20 protein-coding genes are annotated in these 20,381 nt (G+C 60.3%); 12 read left to right on the forward strand and 8 right to left on the reverse strand.

All coding sequences use genetic code 11. The annotated features are described in order from the left end of the window. Window positions 1-227 precede the first annotated feature (227 nt). The gene (locus tag AADW57_RS15740) at window positions 228-3,002 is read left to right on the forward strand and encodes an autotransporter domain-containing protein (protein ID WP_341667830.1); all 2,775 of its coding nucleotides are present in this window, start codon (window positions 228-230) and stop codon (window positions 3,000-3,002) included. Window positions 3,003-3,315: 313 nt separating this feature from the next. Here AADW57_RS15740 and AADW57_RS15745 read toward each other — a convergent pair whose 3' ends face one another. The 7 genes from AADW57_RS15745 to AADW57_RS15775 all read right to left on the reverse strand — a co-directional run bounded on the left by AADW57_RS15745 (window position 3,316) and on the right by AADW57_RS15775 (window position 10,884). Continuing rightward, window positions 3,316-3,867, reverse strand: coding sequence for an adenine phosphoribosyltransferase (locus AADW57_RS15745; RefSeq protein ID WP_341667831.1), 552 nt, complete (start codon window positions 3,865-3,867; stop codon window positions 3,316-3,318). Window positions 3,868-4,033: 166 nt separating this feature from the next. After that, a complete protein-coding gene (gene cydC, locus AADW57_RS15750; protein WP_341667832.1) occupies window positions 4,034-5,728 on the reverse strand; it encodes a thiol reductant ABC exporter subunit CydC in 1,695 nt (564 codons plus the stop codon). After that, window positions 5,725-7,422, reverse strand: coding sequence for a thiol reductant ABC exporter subunit CydD (gene cydD / locus AADW57_RS15755; RefSeq protein WP_341667833.1), 1,698 nt, complete (start codon window positions 7,420-7,422; stop codon window positions 5,725-5,727). The genes cydC and cydD overlap by 4 nt, the downstream gene beginning before the upstream one ends. Then, complete coding sequence (gene cydX, locus AADW57_RS15760) at window positions 7,423-7,563, reverse strand: cytochrome bd-I oxidase subunit CydX (protein ID WP_341667834.1); 141 nt, start codon at window positions 7,561-7,563, stop codon at window positions 7,423-7,425. A gap of 14 nt (window positions 7,564-7,577) precedes the next feature. Beyond that, window positions 7,578-8,729 (reverse strand): cytochrome d ubiquinol oxidase subunit II, encoded by a 1,152-nt coding sequence (cydB, locus tag AADW57_RS15765; protein ID WP_341667835.1) that lies wholly within the window; start codon window positions 8,727-8,729, stop codon window positions 7,578-7,580. Between the two features lie 12 nt (window positions 8,730-8,741). Beyond that, a complete protein-coding gene (locus AADW57_RS15770; RefSeq protein WP_341667836.1) occupies window positions 8,742-10,325 on the reverse strand; it encodes a cytochrome ubiquinol oxidase subunit I in 1,584 nt (527 codons plus the stop codon). Continuing rightward, a complete protein-coding gene (locus AADW57_RS15775) occupies window positions 10,318-10,884 on the reverse strand; it encodes a GbsR/MarR family transcriptional regulator (RefSeq protein ID WP_341667837.1) in 567 nt (188 codons plus the stop codon). The genes AADW57_RS15770 and AADW57_RS15775 overlap by 8 nt, the downstream gene beginning before the upstream one ends. Window positions 10,885-11,039: 155 nt before the next feature. On the opposite strand from AADW57_RS15775, the gene AADW57_RS15780 reads away from it, so the two are divergent. The 10 genes from AADW57_RS15780 (at window position 11,040) to AADW57_RS15825 (ending at window position 18,842) form a co-directional block, all read left to right on the forward strand. After that, complete coding sequence (locus AADW57_RS15780; RefSeq protein WP_341667838.1) at window positions 11,040-12,029, forward strand: KpsF/GutQ family sugar-phosphate isomerase; 990 nt, start codon at window positions 11,040-11,042, stop codon at window positions 12,027-12,029. A gap of 2 nt (window positions 12,030-12,031) precedes the next feature. Next, window positions 12,032-12,637 (forward strand): KdsC family phosphatase, encoded by a 606-nt coding sequence (locus tag AADW57_RS15785; RefSeq protein ID WP_341667839.1) that lies wholly within the window; start codon window positions 12,032-12,034, stop codon window positions 12,635-12,637. Between the two features lie 2 nt (window positions 12,638-12,639). Further along, complete coding sequence (gene lptC / locus AADW57_RS15790; protein ID WP_341667840.1) at window positions 12,640-13,260, forward strand: LPS export ABC transporter periplasmic protein LptC; 621 nt, start codon at window positions 12,640-12,642, stop codon at window positions 13,258-13,260. Next, window positions 13,257-13,904, forward strand: a complete 648-nt coding sequence (lptA, locus tag AADW57_RS15795; RefSeq protein ID WP_341667841.1) for a lipopolysaccharide transport periplasmic protein LptA — start codon at window positions 13,257-13,259, stop codon at window positions 13,902-13,904. The genes lptC and lptA overlap by 4 nt, the downstream gene beginning before the upstream one ends. Window positions 13,905-13,925: 21 nt before the next feature. Continuing rightward, on the forward strand, window positions 13,926-14,717 hold the full coding sequence (gene lptB, locus AADW57_RS15800; protein ID WP_341667842.1) for an LPS export ABC transporter ATP-binding protein: 792 nt from the start codon (window positions 13,926-13,928) through the stop codon (window positions 14,715-14,717). 191 nt (window positions 14,718-14,908) lie between these two features. After that, window positions 14,909-15,235 carry a ribosome hibernation-promoting factor, HPF/YfiA family gene (gene hpf / locus AADW57_RS15805; protein ID WP_341667843.1) on the forward strand — a complete coding sequence of 109 codons (327 nt, stop codon included), beginning with the start codon at window positions 14,909-14,911 and terminating at the stop codon, window positions 15,233-15,235. A 149-nt stretch (window positions 15,236-15,384) separates the two neighbouring features. Then, window positions 15,385-15,885: a PTS sugar transporter subunit IIA gene (locus AADW57_RS15810; RefSeq protein WP_341667844.1), complete on the forward strand. Its 501-nt coding sequence runs from the start codon at window positions 15,385-15,387 to the stop codon at window positions 15,883-15,885. Further along, window positions 15,857-16,783: an HPr(Ser) kinase/phosphatase gene (gene hprK, locus AADW57_RS15815; protein ID WP_341667845.1), complete on the forward strand. Its 927-nt coding sequence runs from the start codon at window positions 15,857-15,859 to the stop codon at window positions 16,781-16,783. Before AADW57_RS15810 ends, hprK begins: the two co-directional genes overlap by 29 nt. Window positions 16,784-16,884: 101 nt before the next feature. Beyond that, complete coding sequence (gene rapZ / locus AADW57_RS15820; RefSeq protein ID WP_341667846.1) at window positions 16,885-17,760, forward strand: RNase adapter RapZ; 876 nt, start codon at window positions 16,885-16,887, stop codon at window positions 17,758-17,760. Beyond that, window positions 17,757-18,842 carry a septal ring lytic transglycosylase RlpA family protein gene (locus AADW57_RS15825; protein WP_341667847.1) on the forward strand — a complete coding sequence of 362 codons (1,086 nt, stop codon included), beginning with the start codon at window positions 17,757-17,759 and terminating at the stop codon, window positions 18,840-18,842. Before rapZ ends, AADW57_RS15825 begins: the two co-directional genes overlap by 4 nt. 68 nt (window positions 18,843-18,910) lie before the next feature. Here AADW57_RS15825 and rsmI read toward each other — a convergent pair whose 3' ends face one another. Continuing rightward, window positions 18,911-19,846 (reverse strand): 16S rRNA (cytidine(1402)-2'-O)-methyltransferase, encoded by a 936-nt coding sequence (gene rsmI, locus AADW57_RS15830; protein WP_341667848.1) that lies wholly within the window; start codon window positions 19,844-19,846, stop codon window positions 18,911-18,913. A 38-nt stretch (window positions 19,847-19,884) separates the two neighbouring features. On the opposite strand from rsmI, the gene AADW57_RS15835 reads away from it, so the two are divergent. After that, on the forward strand, window positions 19,885-20,343 hold the full coding sequence (locus tag AADW57_RS15835; RefSeq protein WP_341667849.1) for a YraN family protein: 459 nt from the start codon (window positions 19,885-19,887) through the stop codon (window positions 20,341-20,343). The last annotated feature ends 38 nt before the right edge of the window (window positions 20,344-20,381 follow it).

The following is a 20,381-nucleotide window of genomic DNA, read 5'->3' on the forward strand; positions in this document are numbered from 1 at the left end:
ACGCGATCCAATTAAACGCCTGCTCCCCCTCTGGAAACGACAATCTCGTCAGCCACAAGAGCTTTCCTCTGGCTTATCGGCAATTGTTTTCAAACGCTTGCCCATCAAAATGGCAAACCTGGCGATCTATACGATGCCTGTTTTCTGGCGTCAACCATAGCAGCACTGGCATTGCCGCCGGGACAACACCGCCGCCACAACAAACACAAGGCATAAGGGGAACACGAATGTCGCGAAAACGAATATCAAGCAGCCTGCTGATGCAAGCGGGCTTATTGGGACTGGCCTTGCAGCCCGGCGCTCAGGCCGCGTCGGTCCAGGACTGGGAAACCCAAGAATACAAGCGCCAGGCGGGTCTGGGCATGATACAAGCCGCCCAGGCCTATGCCCTGGGCTTTACCGGCCAAGGAGTCACCGTCGGCTACCTGGATTCAGGCATCGCCGCCAGTCACCCCGAACTATCGGCCGCCATCGTCGGCGGTTTTAACTTCAACACCCACACCGCCTATGCGCCGGGCATAGGCCTGGACTCGGACCTAACTCCAACAGGCGGTCACGGAACGCACGTTGCCGGCATCATAGGCGCACGCCGGGACGGTGTAGGCATGCATGGTGTTGCATTCAACAGCACACTGTTTCCGGTCGCCTATGCAGATGACGACGATGACAGCCCGCCCCTCTCTCTGCACCCGGATACCGCCGACATCGATAAAGCCCTTGCCACGGGCTGGAACTACCTGGCTGACTTTAAACTACCCATCATCAACAGCAGCCTGGGCATAAACAATTGCAACGATGCCTCGGACCCGCCACCTTGCAACATCACCGACTACAGTTCCGCTCAGGATATCGCCGAATGGATGCCTCTATCGGTAGCCGCCTTCCACAAAAGCGTAGCCGCCGGCTCCTTAATGGTCTTTGCAACCGGCAACGAAAGCCAGCCGCACCCCGACCTGCTCGCCGGCTCTCCCCACTGGATTCCCGAACTGAAAGATAACTGGCTGGCCGTTACCGCTTTGGACGAACAGGGCCAACTGGCCTCCTACGCCAACCGTTGCGGGGTAGCAGCCGAATGGTGTCTGGCCGCTCCCGGCGGGGATGAGCCCGGCATCTACTCAACCAGCTCCAAAGGCGGTTACGTCACTATGGGCGGAACCTCGATGGCGTCGCCACATGTCGCCGGTGCTGCCGCCCTAGTCAAACAAGCCTTCCCCTACTTCACGGCCTACCATCTGCAGCAAACCCTGCTGACCACGGCCACCGACATGGGCGACCGCGCCACCTATGGTTGGGGCCTGATGAATGTCGGCAAAGCCGTTCGCGGCCCCGCTCAATTTACCCGCCAGTTCGATGTAGACACGCTAGGATTTGACTCCACGTTCTCCAACGACATCAGCGGCACCGGCGGCTTGACCAAGCGTGGTGCCGGCTCGCTGCAATTGACAGGCAACAACAGCTACAGTGGCCCAACCACCATCCACGGCGGACGACTGGCCGTGAACGGTACGCTGGCATCCGCAGTCACGATCGAACCGGGCGGCACCTTGGGTGGCGCAGGCGTGGTCAGCCAGGTAAAAAACTACGGCACGCTGGCCCCGGGCAATTCGGTCGGCACCCTAACCGTCAACGGCAACTACACGGCACACGATGGTTCGGTCCATGAGCTGGAAGTCGGCCCTGCCGGTGCCACCGACCGTCTGGTCGTTGGCGGCACGGCCCATCTGGCCGGTACCTTGAAACTGGCCGGCGGCCCCTATCGCCAAAATATCCCCTATTCGTTCCTGCAAGCGAACCAAGGCGTCACCGGCGAATTCGCCCACATCACCTACAGCATGGCTTTTCTGTCGCCCACGCTGTTGCGTGGCCAGGACCTGGCCCTGCTGATCAAACGCAACGACGTCCCCTTCGCCCGCTATACCGAGACCGCCAACCAGTACGCCGTCGCCCAGGCCCTGGACCCTGCCTCCACACAGCCTCCGGCAGCGATGGACGGGATCTACGACAGCCTGCTCAATGCCTCCGCCGGGCAAGTGGCCGGGTATATGGAACAATTGCAAGGCCAGATCCATGCGGGGACAAGCGCCGCCCTGCTCGGCAATGGCGACCTGTTACCGCGCACCCTGGCACGCCACGCGACATCGGCCCGCCTGACACGCGAAAAGGATACGGTTCTGTGGGCTGATGTCATCCAACAACGACGCGATCTAGACGGCGACGGCAACAGCCGCGATGTGCGCCACGATGCCGGCGGCCTGTTCCTGGGTGGCGACACGGCACTGGGCAGCCAAGGCTGGCGCCTGGGCGCAGCCCTGGGCTATCTGGAAAACCGCATCAAACTAGACACTCGCAGCCACTCCACGCGCAGCAACAGCGTCAGCGCCGCCCTGTACGGCACCCAACGCTGGCAAGCCGGTAACGGCCACCTGAACCTGCTGGCAGGCGGCGCCTACACACGACACAGTCTGGACAGCCGCCGTCAGGTCGATCTGGGTAGCACCCAAACCCTGAAGGCTGATTACAAAGCGCACAGCGTGCAGGCCTTCGCGCAACTAGGTTACGAGCTCTCGGTAGGCGAACGCTCGCGTATCGAACCCTATGCCAATATCAACTGGCATCAGTTGCGCAACGGCTCCTTCACGGAAACTGGCGGGCAGGCCGCCCTGCGCGGCAACTCCCAGACCCAGGATCTCAGCACCCTGACACTGGGCCTGCGCGGCAAGACAATGGTGGAACTCAACAACACTCACATTGCCTTGACGGCCGGTCTGGGTTGGCGACACGCCATGGGCGACACCTTGCCCGAGCGTCAGTTGGCCTTTGCCGCCTTGCCCGGCAGCAACTTTCGCATCAGCGGCGCGCCCATTGCCAAGAATGCAGCGGTTGCCGAGCTGGGAGCGGAACTCTTGGCCAGCGAACGCACCTCGTTGGGGCTGAACTACCAGGGCCAGTTCGGCCGCAACCAAGATCACGCCGGGTCACTGTTCTTGAAGGTAAAGTTCTAAAAAGCACACGGCTCAACAACAAGAAGCACAGGCTTCGCAAGGCATCCCAGGCTATGCAATTCTGCTTAGCGAAGCCCCGGCTATATTGTTGTCTCAACAAAGACGCCATTCAAGGCCCAGTAAGCTCGGACAGGGTGGATGGCTGATACCTTGTACGGCGTACGCAAACGGCTCGCCTTTTGGGCCAAGCACTGCGGTGCCGTTCTCGCCAGGGTTTCTTTCTGTTTGGCCCAAACAGCCTGCCTAATACGAAGGCAGCCCCGACATCTCTCGAAGAACCCAAAAAAACCCGCCTTCAGGCGGGTCATCTACATCAACGATCCGATTCGTTAAAGCTACAGACCGTATACACCGGCAGCCCCGAATCGGTTACAGCTTTGGAACCACCCAGTTCGGGCAGATCGATAATTGCCGCCGCTTCCACCACATTAGCTCCCAGACGCTGCAGCAAACGCGCTGCCGCCAACAAGGTGCCGCCGGTGGCGATCAAATCGTCGATCAACAGCACCCGCTGTCCAGGACGCACAGAGTCGGTATGCATTTCAACACTGGCGTTACCATATTCCAGCGAGTACTCTTCGGCCACCGTATTGAACGGCAGCTTGCCTTGCTTGCGCACAGGCACAAAACCCAGATTCAGCTCGTACGCCAGCACCGAGCCCACGATAAAGCCGCGTGCATCCACACCGGCCACCAGATCCAGCTTCTGTCCCATATAACGGTAAACGAACAGATCAATCAAAACCCGGAACGAGCGCGGGTCCTGCAAAACGGGGGTAATGTCACGGAACGTCACACCCGGTTTGGGCCAATCCGGCACATTGCGGATAGTTTGACGGATGTACTGGGCTGGATCAGTTTGCATGTCGAAGGCTTCTACAACAAAATAAATCCTGACGCGAAAAGCGTCCGCGGATACGCCGCAAGTGTACACAATTGGGACAGGGGCACAAAGGCTGACGCCCCCCTTGCCTGGAAGTTGCGCCAATACGACGCCATTGACTTTAGCCGCTCAGACTGCGCCTATGGCGCTACGCCGTCACCATAGGGTCGGAATTATCGGCACGCACCGGCACCAAGGTGCCCCCGTCGAGCTGCCAGACATGATCGGTCAAGGTCAGCAAGCGCGTGTCATGAGTCGCCATGATGACAGTACGCCCCCCCGCCGCAAGCAGTATGTCGCGCATCAAGGCCTGACTGGTCGGCCCGTCCAGGCTGGCCGTAGGTTCGTCCAGAAACCAGATCTGCGCCGGCGACAGCAAAACACGGGCCAGACACAAACGACGCTGCTGACCCAACGACAATTGCTGCCCACCTTCACCTAACCAGGTATCCAGCCCCTGCGGCAAATCGCGCACCGTCTTTTCCAACTGCGCATCACGCAATACCTGCCACAAGCGCTGCTCGGTGGCGTTTGGCTCGGCCAGCAGCAGATTGTCGCGTACTGAACCTAGAAATAAAGGCGAGTCCTGGGCCAGCAGCGCACAATGCCGATACCAGTCGGCACGGGCCCAGTGACCGGCCGGTTCACCATCGATCAGGTACGCAGACGCAGGCACTGGCAACAAGCGCATCAACACACCAAGCAACGTCGACTTGCCCGAACCGCTGGGTCCAAATAATGCCACGCGCTCGCCGGACTGCACCTGCAGATTCAAGTCCTGCAGCACACGCTGATCTCCATAACTGAAGGTCAACTGCTGCACCCGCAACACAGCCGCTTTTTCTGATGGCAAGGGATGGCCGGCATCGTTCTCCTCTGGCCCCGTTCCATCCATCACGGTCAGTAGACGTCGGCTGGCGGCTTCGACTTCGCCCAGGCGGGCCGCACCCCGCATCATCGGGGCCATAATCTCGAACAAGCCCAGCAAAGCCAGTATCAGCCCCACCCAGACAGGCCCGCTCATGGCATGCAGATCTACCTGCTGCGCGCCGGCCAACAGACACACCAGTAAGGCAATGCCCATCAAGACCTGCTGGATGAACTGACCGGCCACTGCCCAGGCGCTGCTGTGCAATCGCGCCTGCGCCAGATCCCGGCTCAACGCAGCGACCTGTTCCTGAACCGCCGCCTTAGCGGCAAACACCTGTATATCCACATAAGCACGCACGGCCTGATGGGTCAACGCACGCAAGTGGTTTTCCAGAACATGGACCTGCCGGGCTGCCTGCGCAGCCCGACGCGCCGACCAATACGGCACCAGACACGCGGCCAGCAAAATGCAGGCCAGCACCGGCCATGCCCACCACGACAGCCATGCTCCCAGAACCAGACTGAATACCAGTCCTGCCAGCACGGCCGTCACCACAGGTGCCACCAGCAACAACAGCACCAGATCCAGAAGGGCCACATCTGCCGTCAAACTGGCGGCCAGCTCGCCATCGCGAAACTGCGCCAGTCTGCCCTGGCTGAAACGGGCCAGACGGGCAAAAACACGGGTACGAATGCGCACCTGCAAATCCAAGGTCAGGGCATGACCGACGATCCGCTCCAGATAGCGCGAGGCAATCCGCCAGAAAGACAGCCCCCGAATCAGGGCCGACGGACCGAACAAATTAAAAACAATACCCAGCGTCGCCAAAAAAGCACTGCTTAAAAACCAGCCCGCTACACCCAACAACCCCACACCGGCCGCCACAGTGCTGCACGCCAACAGTAGAGTCAGTGCAAGCGCGCCCCGCCGGTCGCGCAGGCTGTCCCCCAAAAGACGCAACCAGGCTTTCATGCCGACAACACCCCCTGGGTTATACGCAGACGCACCGAGCAACGCGCAGCCAGTTGTTCGTCATGCGTGGCGATCACCAGACAACGACCACGGCAAAAGCGCAGAATATTATCCATGACCCGATCCCGCGTGGCGGCATCCAGGCGCGACGTCGGTTCATCCAGCAGCACGACATGTGGATCAGTCAGAAACAGGCGGGCCAGCGCCAGCCGCTGTATCTGCCCCCCCGATAAGCCAAACCCGCCTTCGCCCAGCGCGCTGTCCAGCCCTTGCGGCAAGGCCCGTACGAAGCCGTCCGCGCAGGCCAATGCCAAAGCGTGCCAGAGCTGTTCGTCGGTTGCGCCCGGAGCCGCCAACCGCAGGCAGGCACGAATAGAACCCAGCGACAGAAAAGCCTGTTGCGAAATCAGGGTGATGCCATCGTGATGGGTCAACAAACGCCCCATCGTGTCATTGCCGCGCAACATGACGTGCCCCCCATCCAGGTGGCGCAGGCCGATCAACGTTTCGAGCAGACTGCTCTTGCCGCTGCCGCTGGCCCCCATGACGGCATAAGACTGGTCGATATAAAGCTGTAAGCCTGGCACCTTCAACAAGGTGCCTCCACCGCTCAAATCGGGCAAGCGCAATTGGCTGAGCACCAGCACAGGCAGTGCGGGAAAAACCGTAGCGGGCTGGCACGGCTCGACAGCAGGAATCAGATCACTGCCCAGACCAGACCAAACCCTGTCCAGCTCGTCAGCCGCTGCCCGGGCGGCCGCCCGGTCGTGGTAATTTGCCGCAAGTTGGCGCAGAGGCTGATACGCTTCTGGGGCCAACAACAGGCAGAACAGGCCCTGCTGCAAGCTTAATCCAGCAAAAGACTCGCCCAGATACCCCAGGTAGCCCAATCCGATATATACCGCAATCCCCGCCACACCCAGGGCGGCAAAAAACTCCAATACGGCAGAAGACAAAAAAGCGATGCGCAACACTTTCATGGTGCGCGTGCGCAGCTCCTGACTGGCCAGTTCCACCCTCGCCGTCTCATCCTGACTGCGGCCCATCAGACTCAAGGTAAAAATACCTCGCACGCGATCGGCAAAAAAACCGGATAAACGCAAGGTGGCCTGCTGCTGTTCACGGCTAGCCGCCTCCGCCCCCCAGCCCACCAAGGCCATGAACAAAGGAATCAAGGGGATGCTGAACAGCAGGATCAAAGCGACAATGCCATCAACCGGCAAAACGGCCACGATCAAGGCCAATGGAATCAGCGCAGCGGCCGCCATAGAGGGCAGATAACGGGTCAAAAAGCCATCCAGCGCCTCCACCTGCCCAAGCAAACTGGACGACAATTGCCCGCTGCTGCTGGCACGCAAGCGAGGGACAGTGCTGTGAAACAGCCGGGCAAACAGATCAGAGCGCAGACTTTGCTTGATCTGTTCGGAGACATGCTGGGCGCGCCTCTCGCCACTGGCCAGCAAACCAGCGCGCACCAGCAGTAAAAGCAACACCAGGCCGACAGGCAGCCATTGTCCGCTCCAGGCCAAGCCATCCACCACAACGGCCTGCACAACCCCGGCCAGCAACCAGGCTTGCGCGATCAGCAGCACACCGGCCAGCACCGGCGCAGCCATAGGCCAACGCAGCGCCGTTCGCGCCCGGGCGGAAAACTCGCCCAGCCACTGCTGCGCCGATGTGTCCCGCGACGCCAATCAGGCCTCGGCGTCCAGGTCGGGAGTCCGCTGGACGTCGTCCAAAATCGCGGTGGTTTCCCGTAACTCGAACCACATGGCATTAAGAATAGAAAACGCGCAGGCCAGACCCAGGCCCAAAATCCAGGAAAAATACCACATTGCTTCAGGCCTCCTTAATAAGAATGGGGAGCATCATTGATACTGGCCACTGTCACCTTGCCACGCATCACGCGGTAAACCCACGAGGTATAAAGCACGATGATGGGCAAAAAGAACAGGCTGATGAGCAGCATGAGCCACAAGGTCAGGTGACTGGCCGATGCATCGAACAAGGTCAGGCTGGAGCCGGGCGTCAGCGACGATGGCAACAAAAACGGAAAGACCGCAAAACCAAAGGTCAGAATAATGCCGGTCAGCGCCAGGGAAGAACACAGCACCGCAAGCAAGCCGCGACCGCGCCCCGCCAACAAAGCACCCAGCAGCAAGCCGACAAACCCGGTCGCCGGTGCCAGCCACAACAACGGCCATTGGCTATAGTTCGCCAGCCATCCGCCCTGCACCACCTGCACCGTCTTGCCGATAGGGTTAGACATGGCATGGCTGACTTCAGGCCAACTCATGGCATAGCCGTTCAAGTGGCTGATCCACCAACCGCCAGCCGCAAACGTCAGGATGGATAACAGCCCCAGTGGAATGGCCCAGGCACGCGCCCGGCGCGCCACCTGATCGCTGGCTTTCCAGGCCAGCACCACCACCCCCTGAAAAGCCAGCATCAGCACGCTCAGCACCCCGCACAGCAAGGCAAAGGGCTGGAACAAGCCAAAGAAGTTGCCCTCGTACAATGGGCGCAAGGTCGTAGGATCAAAACCAAAGGGTACGCCCAGCATGACATTACCGATGGCGACGCCGAACACCAGGGCGCTGACCACGCCGGCCGCCGTCCAGATGGCATCCCAGTTACGACGCCAGCGACGCGATGCAAGCTTGCTGCGGTACTTGATGGCCACGGGCCGCACGATCAACGCCACCAGCAACAGCATCATGGCCAGGTAAAAGCCCGAAAAAGCCATGGCATACAACAAGGGCCAGGCGGCGAACGCCACCCCGCCGGCCAAAATCAGCCAGACCTGATTGCCCTCCCAGACAGGACCGATCACGTTATACAACACGCGTCGTTCCTCGTCGTTACGGGCGACCAGCGGCAAAGCCATTGCTACGCCCAGATCGGCACCATCCATAATGGCAAAGGCAGCCAGCAGCACGCCCAACAACAGCCACCAAATCACGCGCAGCGTATCGTAATCAAGCAGAATCAGATTTTCCATGGTGTTCACCTCTTAACCGCGCAGCAGCGGCGCATTGCGCGAGCCGTAGGACAGGACCGAAGGAGCTGCCGAGGTGCCGTGCTCGTCAGGCCCTTTGCGTATAGCATGCAGCATCACTTTGATGCCCACGACCGCCAGCGTTCCATACAACAACAGGAAAATACTCATGCTGATCATCAAGTCCGTAAAGGACAGGCCAGAAGCGGCATAGTACGTAGGCAGCACCCCTTCGATAGCCCAAGGCTGGCGGCCGAACTCGGCCACAAACCAGCCGCACTCAATCGCCACCCACGGCAAAGGAATGCTCCAGACCGCCATCTTGAGCAAACGTGTATGACGCTGCAGGCGATCCCGCGAAGCCAGGAAAAAGGCCACGCCGAAAAACAGGATGAAGTACAAGCCTAGGCCGACCATGATGCGGAAACTCCAGAACAACGGGGCCACCTGCGGCACCGTATCCCAAGCGGCTTGGGCAATCTGCTCGGGCGTGGCCTGTGTGATGTCGTCCATATACCGCTTGAGCAACAAGGCATAACCCAGATCGCGCCAATTAGCGTCAAACACACGTCGCGCATCAATGTCGGAAGCATCGGTGCGCACGGTCTGTAAGGCTTGATAGGCGCGCAAGCCATTGGCAATGCGCACTTTGGCATGCTCGACCAGGTCGTTGATGCCCAGCATGGGCGTGGTCAGCGAACGCGTGCCGATCAGTCCCATGACCCAAGGAACCTCGATGGCGAAGCGGTTTTCGCGCGCTTCCTGATCGGGGATGGCGATCAGATTGAAGTTGGCCGGCGCTTCTTCGGTTTCCCACATGGCTTCCATCGCCGCGATCTTCATCTGCTGGTGCTCGGTAGTCAGATAACCGCTTTCATCGCCCAGCACCACCACCGACAAAGAGGCGGCCAGGCCAAAGCTGGCGGCCACCGTCATCGAACGCTTGGCCAGATCGATATGCCGTCCGCGCAGCAGATACCAGGCGCTGATGCCCATGACGAACATGGCACCGAGCACATAGCCGGCGCTGACCGTGTGCACAAACTTGGCCTGGGCGACAGGATTCAGGATGACCTGGGCAAAATCGGTCATTTCCATACGCATAGTATGCGGATTGAACACCGCGCCCACTGGGTTCTGCATCCAGCCATTGGCCACCAGAATCCACAACGCCGACAAGTTGGTGCCCAACGCCACCAGCCAGGTAACAATTAAGTGTCCCAGCTTGGACAAGCGATCCCAGCCAAAGAAAAACAGCCCCACAAATGTGGCTTCCAGAAAGAAAGCCATCAATCCTTCGATGGCCAGCGGAGCGCCGAAAATATCACCCACGTAGTGGCTGTAATAGGCCCAGTTCATGCCGAACTGAAACTCCATGACGATGCCGGTCGCCACGCCCAGGGCAAAGTTGATGCCGAACAACACGCCCCAGAACTTGGTCATGCGACGCCAGATCTCGCGGCCCGTCATGACATAAGCGCTTTCCATGATGGCCAGCAAAAACGACAGGCCCAACGTCAAAGGCACGAACAAAAAGTGAAACATCGCGGTTGATGCAAACTGCAAGCGCGATAAAGTAACAACATCCAGATCAATCATGACGACCCCCAGTCTGATCAGCTTTGCGAATTCTTCCGGCAAACCCCAAAACCTTTTGCACCTTGCTGCCCAGACGCATCAGATTCTGCAACGTCTCCGGCGGCAAATGATGAACTTCGTCAAACCAGCCACACGCCAACTCGATCAACTCCAGCATCTCGGTGATGCGCTGCTGGCCGTACGCCTCCTCGTCGTTCAGAGGCGCCTCCATAAGAATACTTCGCAATAGTGTCAATGTGGGGTCGATCTCGCGCTTGCGCTTTTCTTCGACCAGGGTACGGAAAATGTCCCAGACATCCTTGGGAGACTCGAAGTATTCGCGGCGCTCGCCGATCTTGTGCGTCATGCTGACGAGCCGCCACGACTGCAGCTCGCGCAAGCTCATGCTGACATTGGAGCGTGAAATGCCCAGCGTTTCGGCAATATCATCGGCGTGCATGGGTTCGGGGGACATGAAGAGCAAAGCGTAGATCTGGCCAACCGTGCGATTGACCCCCCAGCGCCCGCCCATTTCCCCGAAATGCAGCACAAAGCGCTCGGCCTGTGGTCCTAGATTCATAGTATTTTGAACTTTCAGTAATTACTGAAACAACGAAACAGACCGTATCTTAACCCTAAACAATCGAGACAGCTACGAGATTCACGCCCGTTCTCGTAAAATAAGTGCCCGCCAACCGGCATGCCAAGCTTGTGCTTCGCGTTTACAATTTCCCAATGACTACACCGGACCTGCACGACACCGATCCGATACTGGACTCGGCCCGCCGCACTTTCGCCACCGAGATCGACGCCTTGCGCACGCTCAGCGCCCGGCTGGACGCGCATTTCGTGCGCGCCACGCACATGCTGATGCAATGCCAGGGGCGTGTTGTCGTCACCGGCATCGGCAAGTCCGGTCACATTGCCCGCAAAATCGCGGCCACCCTGGCCTCCACCGGCACGCCGGCTTTTTTCATGCATGCCGCCGAGGCCCTGCATGGCGACCTGGGCATGATCACCGGCCAGGATGTCGTCATTGCCATCTCGTATTCCGGCCAGGCGCAGGAACTGGTCACCGTGTTGACCGTATTGCGCCGCATGGGTGCCAAGCTGATCGCCATTACCGGCAACCCCCAATCCGAACTGGCCTTGAACGCAGACTTGCACCTGGATGCGCACGTAGAGCACGAGGCCTGCCCGCTGAACCTGGCCCCCACGGCCAGCACCACGGCGGCACTGGCCTTGGGCGATGCCCTGGCCGTCGCCTGCCTGGAAGCCAAAGGTTTCAGCCGCGAGGACTTCGCCCGCTCGCACCCAGGCGGCGCGCTAGGCCGCCAACTGCTCACTTTTGTGCGCGATGTCATGCGCCAGGGCGATCAATTGCCGATTGTCTCGCCTGACACGCTGGTTCCGGACGCACTGGCCGTCATGTCCGCCAAAGGCATGGGCATGACCATTGTGGCCGACCCGCAAGGTCATCCCGTAGGCCTGTTCACCGATGGCGACCTGCGTCGCTTGATCGCCCGCCAAGGCGACATCCGTCACCTGCCAGTCCGCGCAGGCATGACACCGCAACCTCGTAGCATCGGTGCCGACGCATTGGCCATCGAGGCGGCCGGCCAGATGGATGCGCTGCGCATCAGCCAGATGCTGGTATTGGACGCAAACGGGCTACTATTAGGGGCTCTGCACATGCACGACTTGCTGGCCGCAAAGGTAATCTGACCATGATCCACACTTCCACGACCCCGCTGCATCCCGCCGAAGCGCAAATTCTTGCCAAACTGCCTGACTCCACCCGTGAACGGCTGCGTGCCCTGCGCATGATGGTGTTCGATGTGGACGGCGTACTGACGGACGGTCGGCTGTGGTATAGCGAGCACGGCGAAGAATTCAAAGGCTTCCATGCCCTGGATGGGCATGGTCTGCGCATGCTGGGCGAAAGCGGCATCGCCGTTGCCCTTATCACCGGTCGCGAAAGCGGCATTGTGTCGCGTCGGGCAGCCGAACTGGGCATACGCTTCGTACACCAGGGCGTGCGCGACAAAGTCGCCATCCTGGCGCAGATTGCCCAGGAAAACGGCCTGGCCCTGAACGAAATCGGCTACATGGGCGATGACCTTATCGACCTGGCCGCCATGCAGCGCGTGGGCTTTTCCGCCAGCGTGCCCAATGCTCCCTTCTATGTATCACAAATGGCCAGTTGGGTATCCAGCCTGCCGGCCGGCCAGGGTGCCGTGCGCGAATGCTGCGATGCCATACTGGCGGCCCAGGGTCGTCTGGCCGGCTTCATCACCGGCGGCCTCCTGAAAACGACCGGAGTCATTCAATAGTCATGCGCGACCGCCTGCCCACTTTTATTTCTCTGCTGTTGCTGGCTTTGCTGGTGTTGGCCACGCTGTGGGCGGTGGACTACACCCAACGCTCGGTGGCACTTGATCCGCCGCGCCGCGTCACCCACGAACCCGACTCCTGGTCGCGTAACTTCACGATGGTCAGCACCGACGCAAGTGGCATGGCCATCAACCGTCTGGACGGCGAAATGGCCTATCACTACCCGGACGACGACTCCTACGACATCGAACATCCGCGCGCGGTCAGCAACCGTGCCCAGTCTCCCATGACCGTGGCCACATCGGACACGGCGCACATGAACGCCGGCGGCGATACGATCACCATGACGGGCAATGCCCATATCCATCGCCAGGCCACCGCCGAAGACGAGGCCCTGGATGTGCGCAGCCGCGTGCTCATCATCCTGCCGCAAGAAGATGTGGTCTACACCAACGAGCCTGCTGTCGTGGTCAACGGTCAATCCACCTTGCGCGGCACCGGCATGCGCTACGATAATCGCGTACGGCAATTGAACGTCATGTCGGAATCCGACACTAAAATCTCGGGCCAACAAACACAAAAAACGCGATCCCCCAACAGTTCTAAGGATTCCCAGCCATGACCACGCGTCACCGTGCCCCCTCCGGCCTGCGGCCCGAGCCTTTTACCCGTCTGCTGCGCAGCACCACTCTGGGACTAGCCCTGGTCTGGGCGGCCGTGCCAATGGCACCGACGGCGCTGGCGCAAAACAGCGCACCCGCCGCGCAGGAACCGGATACCTCTGTACTGTCCGATACACTGACCTACGACGACATTGCCAAGCAAACCATCTACAAAGGCAATATCGTGCTCACGCGCGGTAACTTAACGCTAATGGCCGACCAGTTGGCCATCGAGCAGGATGCCGAAGGCTTCCAGCACGGCACCGCCACCGTCAGCACACGCCCTCGCGTGACCATCCGCCAAGAAGATCCCGCCAAGTTCGAGCTGATGACGGCTGAAGGCCTCAAGGCGATCTACAACGGCAAGGCCGAAGAGATCGAGCTTATCGGCCAGGCCATCGTTAACCGTTATGTCTGCGGCAAGCTGCAAGATTCCATCCAAGGCCAGCGGGTTGTCTATCGCCAGAAAGACAACACCTACCAAGCCTTTGGCGGTGCCGATTCGGCCACGCGCGACGGTCGCGTGCGCTCGGTAGCACGCCCACGCGCCAACGCCGATGCCGCCCTGGCCGAATGCCAGCGCAAGTCCTCCCCCCGCAAATAGTCCGGACCCCTGCCTACTCATATGGTTGCACCTTCCAGCCCATCCTCTCCCGTCCGCGCCCAGAACACCGCCAAAGGCAGTCTGATCGCCCAAGGCCTGCGCAAGACATACGGCAAACGCACCGTAGTGCAGGATGTATCCCTGACTGTAGAAAGCGGCGAGGTCGTCGGCCTGCTGGGCCCTAACGGCGCGGGCAAAACCACCAGTTTCTACATGATCGTGGGCATCGTGCATGCCGACGCCGGCCGCATCGAAATCGACGGCACACCCATCACAGGCATGCCCATGCACAAACGGGCGCGCCTGGGCCTGTCCTATCTGCCGCAAGATGCCTCGGTGTTCCGCCGCCTGACCGTCGAGGAAAACATCCGCGCCGTCCTGGAACTTCAACAAGACGACAAAGGCCGAGCCATCAGTTCCCGGGAAATCGGAGAACGGCTCGAGACGCTGATCGGCGAGCTGCAGATCGGTCACATCCGCCGCAACACCGCCGTCTCCCTGTCCGGAGGCGAGCGCCGTCGGGTCGAGATCGCCCGGGCACTGGCCAGCAATCCGCGCTTTATCCTGCTGGACGAACCCTTTGCAGGGGTGGACCCGATCGCCGTCATCGAAATCCAGCGCATTGTGCAGTTCCTTAAAGGGCGCAATATCGGCGTGCTCATCACCGACCACAACGTGCGCGAAACCCTGGGCATCTGCGACCGCGCCTACATCATCAGCGAAGGCACCGTACTGACCAGCGGCCACCCGTCCGAAATCATCGACAACGAGGCCGTGCGCAAAGTCTACCTGGGCTCGAACTTCCGCATGTAAGCCTGCGCTGCGCCCGCCATCGCGGGCATCTTTTTCGCTCAGGGTTTTCCTGACATTTTCGCTTGATCCAAGTCATGTAATCCGGCCGACATATAGGTATACTGGGATCTCCAATCACCGCAAAAGGAGCTTCCAGAATCCCCACTCCCGCGTCTTGCGACGCACTTGCAACACTACTACGGAGAGCCTATATGAGCCTTAACATCAGTGGCCGTAATCTCGACATAACCCCTGCTATCCGCGACTACGTCAAGAACAAGGTCGGTCGAATCGACAAGCATTTCGATAATGTCGTCGACTCCCAGGTTATGCTTTCCATCGAACGTCTGAAGCACACTGCCGAAGTTACCGTGCGCGTGCCCGGCAAAGACATCCATTGCGCTGCTTCCGACGAAAACCTGTACGCTGCCATAGACCTGCTGGCCGATAAAATCGACCGCCAGGTGGTCAAATACAAGGAAAAAGCGCATAGTCACGCGCATGAGCCCGCCAAGCGGCTCGAGGTACCGGCAGCCTAAACGCCGCCTTTGCCTGCAGGCCAGACCTGCCAACAAACCCCGTACCCTTCCCGGTTCGGGGTTTTGTGTTTCAGGGCAGCAAGGCCCTGCCCTGCACACACTGCCCAAAAAGTGTTCAGCTCAAAAAATTTCCCCCTATAATGGCCGTCATGAATCTCTTGTCGCGCATTTTGCCTCTGTCCAATGTGGTTCTGGATCTTGCTGCAACCAGCAAGAAACGCGCTTTTGAACAAGCCGGACTGATTTTCGAGAACCATCACGGCATCGCCCGGACAGCCGTATTCCACAGCCTGATCGCCCGAGAGCGACTAGGCTCGACCGCGCTCGGCCACGAGGTTGCCGTGCCGCATGGCCGCATCAAAGACCTGAAAGAGCCCTGCGCCGTCTTTATGCGTCTGGCCGAACCTGTACGTTTTGACGCCAGCGACGGACGTACCGCTAGCCTGCTGTTTTTTCTGCTGGTACCCGAAACAGCAACACAAATACACCTGGATTTGCTGGCCGAGATCGCGCGCCTGATGGCCGACCCCGAAGTACGACAGGCGCTGGCGCAGGAAACCGACCCGGCCCGCATCCACCAGATACTTACCCAGCCGGCAGCACCCGAGGCAGAAAACCACCATGCTGACAGTTCACGAGCTGGTCAATGACAATAACGACAAGATCACGGTTACCTGGGCGGCAGGCAAACATGCCGCCAACCGGCCAATACCTGATCTTGGCATGTCGGCCGCCGATCTGGTCGGCCACCTGAACCTGATCCACCCATCGCGTATCCAGGTTTTCGGCCCCGAAGAACTGTCCTACTACAACCGCTTTGACATCAAGCGCCGCCGGCACCATCTGGAAGATCTGGTACAGGGCGGTGTGCCGGCCATCTTCATTGCCAATAACGCACACGCTCCCTCCGACCTGCTGCAATTTTGCGACACACAGGGAGTGCCGCTCCTTTATACCCCCATCGATGCCGCGCAACTGATCGATCTGCTGCGCATCTATCTGGGCAAGCGCCTTGCCCCCAAGACCACCATGCACGGCGTATTCATGGATGTCTTGGGCCTGGGCGTGCTGATCACTGGCGAATCGGGCCTGGGCAAAAGCGAACTGGCGCTGGAATTGATCTCGCGCGGCCACGGTCTGGTAGCGGACGACGCCGTCGAACTCTCGCGCACCGCCCCCAACATGATCGACGGACAATGCCCTCCTTTGCTGCAGAACCTATTGGAAGTGCGCGGCCTGGGCTTGCTGGACATACGTACCATTTTTGGCGAAACCTCGGTGCGCCGTAAAATGAAGCTTAAACTGATCGTGCATCTGGTTCGTTCTAATCCCGACAATTTCGAACGCCTCCCCACCCAGGACCAGGTCCAGGACGTACTGGGCATAGGCATCAAGCGCGTCATGCTGCAAGTGGCGGCGGGCCGCAACCTGGCCGTGCTGGTGGAAGCAGCGGTTCGCAACACCATACTCGCCTTTCGCGGCATCGACACCATGGGCGATTTCATCGAACGCCAGGCCCTGGCCATCATGAACAGCCGCGAAGACTAGGCCGCCTTTACGGCTGTCTTGCTAAGATAGGCGATTCGTCGAGCGAACCCCTCGGTTTCGGACGCACTCTCCTCGAATAGTATTTACAGGCCCTTATCACGATGCTGAAAGTTGTATTGATCACCGGCATATCCGGTTCGGGAAAGTCGGTCGCTTTGCGACTGCTGGAAGACACCGGCTACACCTGCGTGGACAACCTGCCCGCGCGCTTTCTGGCCGAGTTTGTCGAACGCTCCGCCCAGCAAGGCCTGGAGCGCCTGGCCGTGGCCATCGATGTGCGCGGCTCGGGCGATCTGGACACCTTGCCCGACGTCATCCGCAAACTGCGCGAAGATGGGTATGCGCTGCGTGTCATCTTCCTGAACGCCAATGATCACACCCTGATGCAGCGCTATTCCGAATCGCGCCGCCGCCACCCCCTGACCGACCGCTTGCGTCAGGATGGCCGTTCCCCATCGCTGGAAGAATGCATTGCCGTCGAGCGCGAACTGACCGCATCGCTGCGCGAACAAGAACATGTCATCGACACCAGCGACGTCACTCCCGGCCAGTTGCGGGCCTGGGTACGCGATCTGGTTCAGGCCGACCGAGCCAGTGTGGTGCTGACCTTCGAGTCCTTCGCCTACAAACGCGGCGTCCCCGGCGATGCCGACCTGGTCTTTGATGTACGCTGCCTACCCAACCCACACTACGATCCGGAGCTGCGTCCCATGACAGGGCGCGATGAGCCGGTGGCCAAGTGGCTGGCCCAGTTCGGTTCAGTCGAGAACATGATCGACGATATTGCCAGCTTCGTGCGCCGCTGGCTGCCTCTGTATATGCAGGACACCCGCAACTATCTGACCGTCGCCATCGGCTGCACAGGTGGCCAGCATCGTTCCGTTTATGTCACCGAGCAGTTGGCGCTGCGCTTTGCCGATCACGCGCCCTTGCTGGTGCGCCACCGCAACCAGCCCCCCATCAATCCGGTCCAATGAAAATACCTAATCTGCGCTCACTGGCAAGCGCGCTGACCATTCTGGCGCTGCTGGCGGGCTGCTCCTCCAGCCCCAAACGCGCCAAGCCCAAGCCCAGGCCTGGAGCCACGGTGGCCGCCCCCCAGGGTGGGGGATACTACAAAGACGACGGCCCCCACAGCCGTGTCCCCGCCAATCTGCTTGCCACCCCCAACGCCACACCTCGTCTGGAACCCATTGCCCGCAGCAATACGCGCCCATATACCGTGCTGGGCAAAAGTTTTGTGCCGCATACCAGCCATAAGTCGTTCTCTCAGACCGGTACCGCATCCTGGTACGGGCGTAAATTCCACGGCAAGAAAACCGCCAACGGCGAAACCTACGATATGTACGCCATGACGGCAGCCCATCCGACGCTGCCCATTCCCAGCTATGCGCGCGTCACCCGGCCCAAAACCGGCAAGTCCGTCATCGTGCGCATCAATGACCGGGGTCCATTTCATAGCTCTCGCATCATCGATCTGTCCTACGTCGCCGCCGCCAAGCTGGATCTGATCGCTCCAGGCAGCGGCACCGTACTGGTGGAGTCCATCACCGAGGACGATATACGCAGCGGCCGCTTCGATACGGATGAAACCCAGATTGCCCAGGTCGATACCCGCGCGGCTCCCACGCCCGCACCGCAGCCCAGCCTGGTGATCAAAGAAGAGCGACAACCGACCCCCGATGCGCTAGAGGCTCTGGCACAGGACGAGCTAACAATGGAGCTGGATGAGTCACCAAGCTGGAGCAGCGACGCCAACGACCAGCAATTGATCGTGCAAGCCACCCCGCCGGTTCAAACCAAACGCAGCGCCGAATCGGGCCAGACACGGGTCTACCTGCAATTTGGGGCTTTTTCGGCACGCCAAAACGCTTCTGCCCTGGCCCAGCAGCTTAACCGCCAGATCGCCCAGGTCGAGTACCGCAACGCCGAGGTCGAAGCCCACAATGAATTGTTCCGCGTACAGATCGGCCCTTATCAAAGCCGTACTGAAGCCATTAACGCCGCCCTGCGCATCCGTCAGGAAACCGGCCTGAACCCCGCCGTAGCCGTGCGCTAAACGTATAGCGCCCACGAAAAGCCCTGCCCCACTATGTGATGGGCAGGGCTTTTTTCATCCAACCAGCATCAATCCCTGGACTGGCGCGCCAAGCCCCAGGCATACAGCACATCCCGAGGCACACCGCTGGCCTGGCTGCCGATACGGGCGGCATCGCGCAATGACACATGTTCCAGTAAGGCCGACATCCAGCGCTCGGTGACCGCATCCAGTACCGGGGCATCGTCCTGGGCAGCCTGTGCCTCGTGCAGGATCAACACGAACTCGCCCTGCTCCCGGTGACTGTCCTGCTCTAGCCAGTGTTGCGCCTCTCCCAAAGCGACGGTATGGATCTGCTCGAAGCGCTTGCTCAGTTCACGCGCAAAGGTCAACTGACGCTGCGGCCCGCACACCTGTTCCATGTCCCGCACGGCGGCGCGCAAGCGATGCGGCGACTCAAACATCACCACCGGCATGCCTTGCCCCGCCCAATGCTGCAACCACTTGCGTCGCGCTACGCTCTTGGGCGGCATGAAACCCGCAAAGGCAAACGCAGGATTCTCGTCGCTGGTCGCCCCACTGCCCATCAAAGCGGCAATGACCGCCGATGCCCCAGGCAAAGGCACCACCTGATATCCTGCTTGCCGCACCTCGCGCACCACGCGCGCGCCCGGATCGCTGACGGCCGGCGCGCCCGCATCCGAGACCAAGGCCACCCTTTGGCCCTGTGCCAGCCGTTCTATGATCGCGGCCGCAGCCTGAGCCTCGTTATGGCGATGCGCCGCCATCAGCGGCGTCTGTATGCCCCAGGCCTGCAAAAAGGGACGAGTGGCGCGCGTATCTTCCGCCGCAATAATGTCGCACTGCTCCAGCGCTTGCCAAGCCCGCAAGGTAAGGTCTCCCAGATTGCCGATCGGCGTGGCCACCACATACAGACATGCCTGGGGCCAGACCTGGCCCTTGACCTTGTCCATCATGTTCTGCCAGACGCCGGCAGCCGGCGTGCGGCCTTCTGTGTCGCTCATGCTAAATCCTGTCTAAACATCGTTGTCATTGGGTGCCCATGAATCCTTTCGAGCAAGCCCGCCTGGCCCAGAACCGGACCTTGCGCCGCCGACGGCGAACCAGCGCCTGTCCCGCTGCGCCTGCGCCGCGCCGCTCGCCCAGCCAGCAGCGGGGCGACCACGCCGAACATCTGGCCGGTCGGTACGTGCAAAAGCACGGTGCCCGTATTCTGGAGCGACAATTGCGGGCCCGCGGCGGCGAGATCGACCTGGTACTGTGGCATGAAGGCCAGTTGGTTTTTCTGGAAGTACGCCAACGCACCAGCGACCGCTTCGGCGGAGCGCTTGCCAGTGTAAACCGGGACAAGCAACGCCGTCTGATCCTGGCGGCCCGCCACTGGCTGCCCATCCTGAGCCGGCGTTATCTGCAAGGCCAAACACCCTCTTGTCGCTTCGATGTGATCGCCCTGGAGCAGGACGGGCTGCGCTGGGTAAAAAACGCCTTTGCCGATCAGTAAGACACGCTGCCGCCACAACGTCGGGAACCTTGACGCGC

This window comes from Alcaligenes sp. SDU_A2 (assembly GCF_038237375.1).
Taxonomy (GTDB): Bacteria; Pseudomonadota; Gammaproteobacteria; order Burkholderiales; family Burkholderiaceae_B; genus Alcaligenes.

Coding starts and splice junctions, on each gene's coding strand:
- hpf (WP_341667843.1), top strand. CDS start 14,909: ATGAGCCTTAACATCAGTGGCCGTAATCTCGACATAACCCCTGCTATC.
- lptB (WP_341667842.1), top strand. CDS start 13,926: ATGGTTGCACCTTCCAGCCCATCCTCTCCCGTCCGCGCCCAGAACACC.
- AADW57_RS15740 (WP_341667830.1), top strand. CDS start 228: ATGTCGCGAAAACGAATATCAAGCAGCCTGCTGATGCAAGCGGGCTTA.
- hprK (WP_341667845.1), top strand. CDS start 15,857: ATGCTGACAGTTCACGAGCTGGTCAATGACAATAACGACAAGATCACG.
- lptC (WP_341667840.1), top strand. CDS start 12,640: ATGCGCGACCGCCTGCCCACTTTTATTTCTCTGCTGTTGCTGGCTTTG.
- AADW57_RS15780 (WP_341667838.1), top strand. CDS start 11,040: ATGACTACACCGGACCTGCACGACACCGATCCGATACTGGACTCGGCC.
- AADW57_RS15775 (WP_341667837.1), bottom strand. CDS start 10,884: ATGAATCTAGGACCACAGGCCGAGCGCTTTGTGCTGCATTTCGGGGAA.
- rapZ (WP_341667846.1), top strand. CDS start 16,885: ATGCTGAAAGTTGTATTGATCACCGGCATATCCGGTTCGGGAAAGTCG.
- cydB (WP_341667835.1), bottom strand. CDS start 8,729: ATGGAAAATCTGATTCTGCTTGATTACGATACGCTGCGCGTGATTTGG.
- rsmI (WP_341667848.1), bottom strand. CDS start 19,846: ATGAGCGACACAGAAGGCCGCACGCCGGCTGCCGGCGTCTGGCAGAAC.
- cydX (WP_341667834.1), bottom strand. CDS start 7,563: ATGTGGTATTTTTCCTGGATTTTGGGCCTGGGTCTGGCCTGCGCGTTT.
- AADW57_RS15770 (WP_341667836.1), bottom strand. CDS start 10,325: ATGATTGATCTGGATGTTGTTACTTTATCGCGCTTGCAGTTTGCATCA.
- AADW57_RS15835 (WP_341667849.1), top strand. CDS start 19,885: ATGAATCCTTTCGAGCAAGCCCGCCTGGCCCAGAACCGGACCTTGCGC.
- AADW57_RS15825 (WP_341667847.1), top strand. CDS start 17,757: ATGAAAATACCTAATCTGCGCTCACTGGCAAGCGCGCTGACCATTCTG.
- AADW57_RS15745 (WP_341667831.1), bottom strand. CDS start 3,867: ATGCAAACTGATCCAGCCCAGTACATCCGTCAAACTATCCGCAATGTG.
- cydC (WP_341667832.1), bottom strand. CDS start 5,728: ATGAAAGCCTGGTTGCGTCTTTTGGGGGACAGCCTGCGCGACCGGCGG.
- AADW57_RS15810 (WP_341667844.1), top strand. CDS start 15,385: ATGAATCTCTTGTCGCGCATTTTGCCTCTGTCCAATGTGGTTCTGGAT.
- AADW57_RS15785 (WP_341667839.1), top strand. CDS start 12,032: ATGATCCACACTTCCACGACCCCGCTGCATCCCGCCGAAGCGCAAATT.
- lptA (WP_341667841.1), top strand. CDS start 13,257: ATGACCACGCGTCACCGTGCCCCCTCCGGCCTGCGGCCCGAGCCTTTT.